The following is a 4775-nucleotide window of genomic DNA, read 5'->3' as shown; positions in this document are numbered from 1 at the left end:
TCAACGCCTTCGACATCACCTTCGACGGCCGGCTCTCCGCAGCACGCCAGTAACTCCAACAACCTGAGTTACACCGCTCGTTTGACAGACCCAGCGTCGAGCCCACGGCCGTGCACCGTCTCGATACCCGACGTTCGAACCTGTCCTGACTCCCGCCGAGATCGCCGAGGTCGAAGCACAGTTCGAAGCCGTCAACTCCCGCCTGGAGCTGGCCGCTGGTGACGTTCTCACCGACGGCAAGTTCTCCCTGGCGGCGGAGAACGCCCTCACCATGGACGTCGACTTCCAGGTGCCGGCGGCGAACATGCCGACCGCACCGGTCCTGTGGTCCGACCCCACGTCGGACCCAATCAAGGACGAGCTGGGGTGGCTGGACTACCTCGACACCATCGGCGCCCCGTTCCCCGAGCTCGTCGTCACCAGCCGCCGCGCCTTCTCCTACCTGGGGAAGAACAACGCCTACCGGGCCGCGTACTACGGGTCGGTGAACCCGTCGACCACGCCGACCGCGTCCCTCACACCGCAGCAGGTCAACGTGGTGCGCGGCAACTACAGCCTGCCGCCGATCGAGCTGTACAAGGGGCAGGTCCGCGTGGATGGCGCCACGGTGCGCCCGCTGCCGGATGACCGGTGGGTGATGGTGCCGCCGGACCGCACCAAGTGGGGCCAGACCATGTACGGCACCACGGCGGAGTCCCTGGTGCTGTCCCGTGGCAGCAACCCCGAGATCGTTCGCGAGGACGCGCCGGGCCTGATCATCACCAAGGGATCGAAGGACGACCCGCCGCAGGTGTGGACCAAGGGCGCGGCCGCAGCCATGCCGGTCCTCTTCACGCCGGACTGCCACATCGTCGCGAAGGTGCTGTGACATGGGGCGGAGACTGGCAACAGCGGTGCACGTCGAGCACCCCAAGACGCACGAGTTCCTGATCCTGCAGCCCGGTGACGAGCCGGACGAGGTCGTGGCCGAGGCCATCACCAACCCGGACGCCTGGGAGACGCCGGAGGAGGCGACGGGTGACGACCTGGCGCCCGACCCCGCAACGGACCCAGAGCCGAAGCCCGATCCCGAGCCCGTGCCCGAGCCGGAGCCGGAACCGGCCCCCGAGCCGGAGCCCGAGGCCGCGCCGGAGGCCCCGGCCAAGCCGGCCGCCAAGGCCCGGGCCCGCAAGGTCACCGGAGAGCAGTAACCCAGCCAGGCCCGGCCCGGCACCCCACAGCGGGTGCCGGGCCCGCCTGTGACCCGGAAGGACACCACCCGTGGACCCCGCAGTCCTCGCCTGGCTCCAAGCGCAGCTCGGCACAGCCACCGACCCGGCCGACCTGCAGGCCCGGTACACCCGCCTCGGTGCGGCGAAGGCCGTCGCCCTGGAGGTGCTGTCCGAACGTCGCGCCAGGCTGCTTGCCGACCCGCTGCAGCTGACCGTCAACGGCGTCGTCACCCTCGACCAGAGCAACAACCTCACCGGCCTGGAACGGCAGATCGCATCCGTCGAGGCCGCCACCGCCCCGGACGACACCACCGGCGGCACCGAACTGGTCGTCGCACCTCTGCGCCGCGCCCACCGCTGGCACCGGTAGCCGTGGCCTACGAGTTCCCGCCGCTGGTCCCCGGCGATGCGAAGACTGTTGCGGCCCGGGTCGCCGCCGTCCTGCAGGACGCCTGGCAGCGCCTCGCCGACCAGCAGACCGCCGTCCTGGCCGCCCTGTCGGAGTCGGGCCGCGCCCCGCACGTCGTTTGCCCGCCTCGCGGAGTTCCAGGCCGCCATCGCCGACTTCCAGCAGCGCGTAGACGCCGAAGCCCGCGCGTTCGTCACCCGCCAGCTGCCGCTGCTGTACGAGCAGGGGGCGCAGCAGGCCGCCGAAGCCCTGGGTGGCCGGTTCACGTGGACCCTGATCCACACCGAGGCGTTGCAGTCGCTGGCGTCCGACTCGTACGCCGACTTCCTGCGCCGCTCACAGGAGGAGCAGCGCATGGCGGCCGCGTTCTACCGGGCCGTACGCGAGGCCGCGCGCCGTGAGGTGCCGCTGCTCGCGGCCGGGAACACCACGGCGCTGCAGGCCGCCAGGTCGCTGGCCGACCGGCTGGCCGCCGAGCACCAACTGCAGTACGTGATCTACCGCAACGGGGCACGGGTGCCGGTGCAGGCCTGGGCGGAGTCGGCGACCCTCACCAAGTCAGCAGTGGCCTACAACTCGGGGACCTTGAACCGGGCGCGGGAGGCCGGCGTGCAGTACATGCAGGTCTTCGACGGCACCGGGTGCGGCTGGACCAGCCACAAGGACCCCCACAAGGCCACAGGCACGCTGCGCACGGTGGAGGACGCCGCGGCGTGGCCGATCTCCCACCCTCGGTGCGGGCGGGCATTCGGGCCGCGCCCGGATCACGTGCCTGACGCGCGCTGATGATCACCGTGCTGGAGTCGCGACGGACCGCCGCGGCTTGCATGGTGTAGGTATGAGGGCACTGTGGTCGGGTTACATCTCGTTCGGCCTGGTCACGCTCCCCGTCCAGCTCTTCGCCGCAACCGAGGAGCACGGCGCCGGGATGCACCAGGTCCATGCCAGCGACGGCGCCCGTATCCGGCACCGGCTGGTGTGTGAGCGAGACGGCCGGGAGGTGCCGCGGTCGGAGATCGCGCACGGCTGGGAGGGGCTCGACGGCCACACGGTCGTCCTTCTCGACGATGACCTGGCGGTGCTGCCCCTGCCGACACGCAAGACCGTCGACGTCCTCGGGTTCATCCAGGAGCGCGACGTCGACCCCGTGCTGTACTCCAAGCCGTACTGGGTTGGGGCGGCCGGCGAGACGGGGCAGCGGCCCTATGCGCTGCTCGTCGAGGCCCTGGCTCGGCACGGCACGGTCGCCGTCGCGAAGGTCACCCTGCGCACCAGGGAGCGGCTGGCGGTAGTGAGGCCGAGGCACGGGATGCTCGTGCTGCACACGCTGCTGTGGCCGGAGGAAATCCGGGAGCCGGACGACCTGTCGTCAGCCTCACCCGTGACGGACCGGGAGCTGGAGCTTGCCGAGCTGCTGATGGACCAGCTCGTCGGCGTGGACATCGCGGACCTTCACGACGAGTACGCGGCCGCGCTGGAGCAGCTGGTCGTCGCGAAGCAGTCGGGCGGCGAACTGGCGGAACCGGAGGAACCGGTGCCCGTCGTGGACCTGATCGCTGCGCTGGAAGCCAGCATGCGCGCAGCCAAGGAACGCCCTACGGGCTCGTCGTGAGCTCGGGGGAAGGGTCCGCGCCGTACGTGACGACGTCAGGTACGGCGAACGTCAGTCGTGCCTTTGGCGCCCCAGGTGCGGCCGGTGACCTGGTCCGACCGGATCCCGACCTGGTCGCCGAAGAGAACCTCGGCGTTCTCCGCCTTCGCCCTGGCCCGGATCGCCGGCCAGGTCTCCTCGTGCCAGAGGCGGACCGCTTCCGGATCCTGCTCGACCGCCCGCTTGTCCGGACGCTGGAAGGTCAGTCCCCAACGCTTGAGGTACTTGCCCACCCCGGGCTCGGTGAAGCGGACCCGGTACAGCTTGAAGATCAGCTCGCCTATCTGCCCCCGTGTCCACAGTTGACCCGAAAGCCCCAGGTCGGAGGGGATGTGATCGAGGACAGCCTGCCGCACGGCGGCCTGCTCGGCCTCCGACAGGACCTGATGCTCACCCACGCGACGACCCCGCGCGCGGGAGAGCAGTGCGCCCCGCCCGCCGGCCTGCCACTTCGCCCACCAGTTGTCCACGGCCCTGACCGACACCTTGAACAGGGCGGCAACCTCTACCCGGTCCCGGCCCTCCACCAGCGCGGACACTGCCAGCAACCGCACGGCCTCCTGCGCGTCCGGCGACCAGGCCCGCGCATCCCCCAGCAGATCACTCACACACCGTCAACAAGCCTGAACCCAAAGCGTTTCGGATCAATAGGTGCGCCCGCTGAGCACAAATGGACGGAGCGTTGACTTCAGGATGGCTGAGCACCCACTACTGCCGCAGGATCGCAACTTGCTCGGCGAGATATGATTCCGCAGGAAGGGGCCTTCCTGTGCTGCTCAATTGCACGAACGGAACGCCATCGTGCATCTTCAGTGGACCACCACCCTCATCAAGATCGATAGCCTCCCAGCCGACATGGACGATCTCTCCCACGCGGAATCCTCCGAGAAGACAGCGGCGAATGAGCTCTGCCCGCTGCTGTGCGGCCTCCGATATTTGGCCGCGCCTGTCAGGTTGGACGACCTTGAGCACGTCCGCAGTGGCAAAGACCGCGTCCTCAGTCAGCAGGAGAACACCTAGATGCCAAGCCGAACCGACCCGGACAATGCGCCGCCCGCGCCAGCGCGAGTCCCGTTCTTCACCGAGCGCATTCTTCGGCGACTCTTCAAGATCCGCGCGCGCCTTATCGAGCAACCCAGCAAGCCGCGTCATTGCGGTCTCCCTTGGATGATCGCGTTTAACACGGGATCAGCGGTAACAAGCTGAATAATCGGCGCTGATGATGGCATCAAATCGCTCCTAAGGGTTGTCCCGCAATGATCGGGGAGCCGAGCACAAAGCTGTTCGGAGGACTGGTGACGTGCTCAACCGGTGGCTCGTGGAATGTCCAGGGACTGGGCGAAGTCGATGAGCGTGCGGAAGTCATCCTCGCGCAAACCGATTCGCGGGTTGACATGGTGCAGAAGCCCTGAGGGGCCTCGCGTTTTCCGGACAGGCGTCTGACTGTCTATTTCACGCGGCGATTCGCAACTTCTCGTACTCGGCGTGGATTTCGCGCGGAGGG

At 68.7% G+C, this 4775-nt stretch carries 6 protein-coding genes and 2 pseudogenes; 5 read left to right on the top strand and 3 right to left on the bottom strand.

The genetic code is table 11. The features are described from left to right. The first annotated feature begins 145 nt into the window (after positions 1-145). From ACFVX4_RS41595 to ACFVX4_RS41575, 5 genes are all read left to right on the top strand, one after another. Positions 146-868 carry a major capsid protein gene (locus ACFVX4_RS41595; RefSeq protein WP_389988576.1) on the top strand — a complete coding sequence of 241 codons (723 nt, stop codon included), beginning with the start codon at positions 146-148 and terminating at the stop codon, positions 866-868. Between the two features lies 1 nt (position 869). Continuing rightward, positions 870-1190 carry a hypothetical protein gene (locus tag ACFVX4_RS41590; protein ID WP_389988573.1) on the top strand — a complete coding sequence of 107 codons (321 nt, stop codon included), beginning with the start codon at positions 870-872 and terminating at the stop codon, positions 1188-1190. A 70-nt stretch (positions 1191-1260) separates the two neighbouring features. Then, entirely contained in the window at positions 1261-1581 is a 321-nt protein-coding gene (locus ACFVX4_RS41585) for a hypothetical protein (protein ID WP_389988570.1), read from the top strand. Between the two features lie 36 nt (positions 1582-1617). Then, positions 1618-2406: a hypothetical protein gene (locus ACFVX4_RS41580; RefSeq protein ID WP_389988567.1), complete on the top strand. Its 789-nt coding sequence runs from the start codon at positions 1618-1620 to the stop codon at positions 2404-2406. Positions 2407-2458: 52 nt separating this feature from the next. Next, a complete protein-coding gene (locus ACFVX4_RS41575) occupies positions 2459-3232 on the top strand; it encodes a Ku protein (protein WP_389988564.1) in 774 nt (257 codons plus the stop codon). 38 nt (positions 3233-3270) lie between these two features. Here ACFVX4_RS41575 and ACFVX4_RS41570 read toward each other — a convergent pair. From ACFVX4_RS41570 to ACFVX4_RS41560, 3 genes and pseudogenes are all read right to left on the bottom strand, one after another. After that, positions 3271-3819, bottom strand: a pseudogene (locus tag ACFVX4_RS41570) (IS630 family transposase); the annotation flags it as partial. A 160-nt stretch (positions 3820-3979) separates the two neighbouring features. Beyond that, a complete protein-coding gene (locus tag ACFVX4_RS41565) occupies positions 3980-4423 on the bottom strand; it encodes a hypothetical protein (RefSeq protein WP_389988561.1) in 444 nt (147 codons plus the stop codon). Positions 4424-4575: 152 nt separating this feature from the next. Beyond that, positions 4576-4775 (bottom strand): annotated as a pseudogene (locus tag ACFVX4_RS41560) (hypothetical protein); the annotation flags it as partial.

It is taken from the genome of Streptomyces sp. NPDC058240 (assembly GCF_042882135.1).
Lineage (GTDB): Bacteria > Actinomycetota > Actinomycetes > Streptomycetales > Streptomycetaceae > Streptomyces.
The sequence above is the reverse complement of the archived record's forward strand: the minus strand, read 5'-3'. Positions and strand labels throughout refer to the sequence as shown.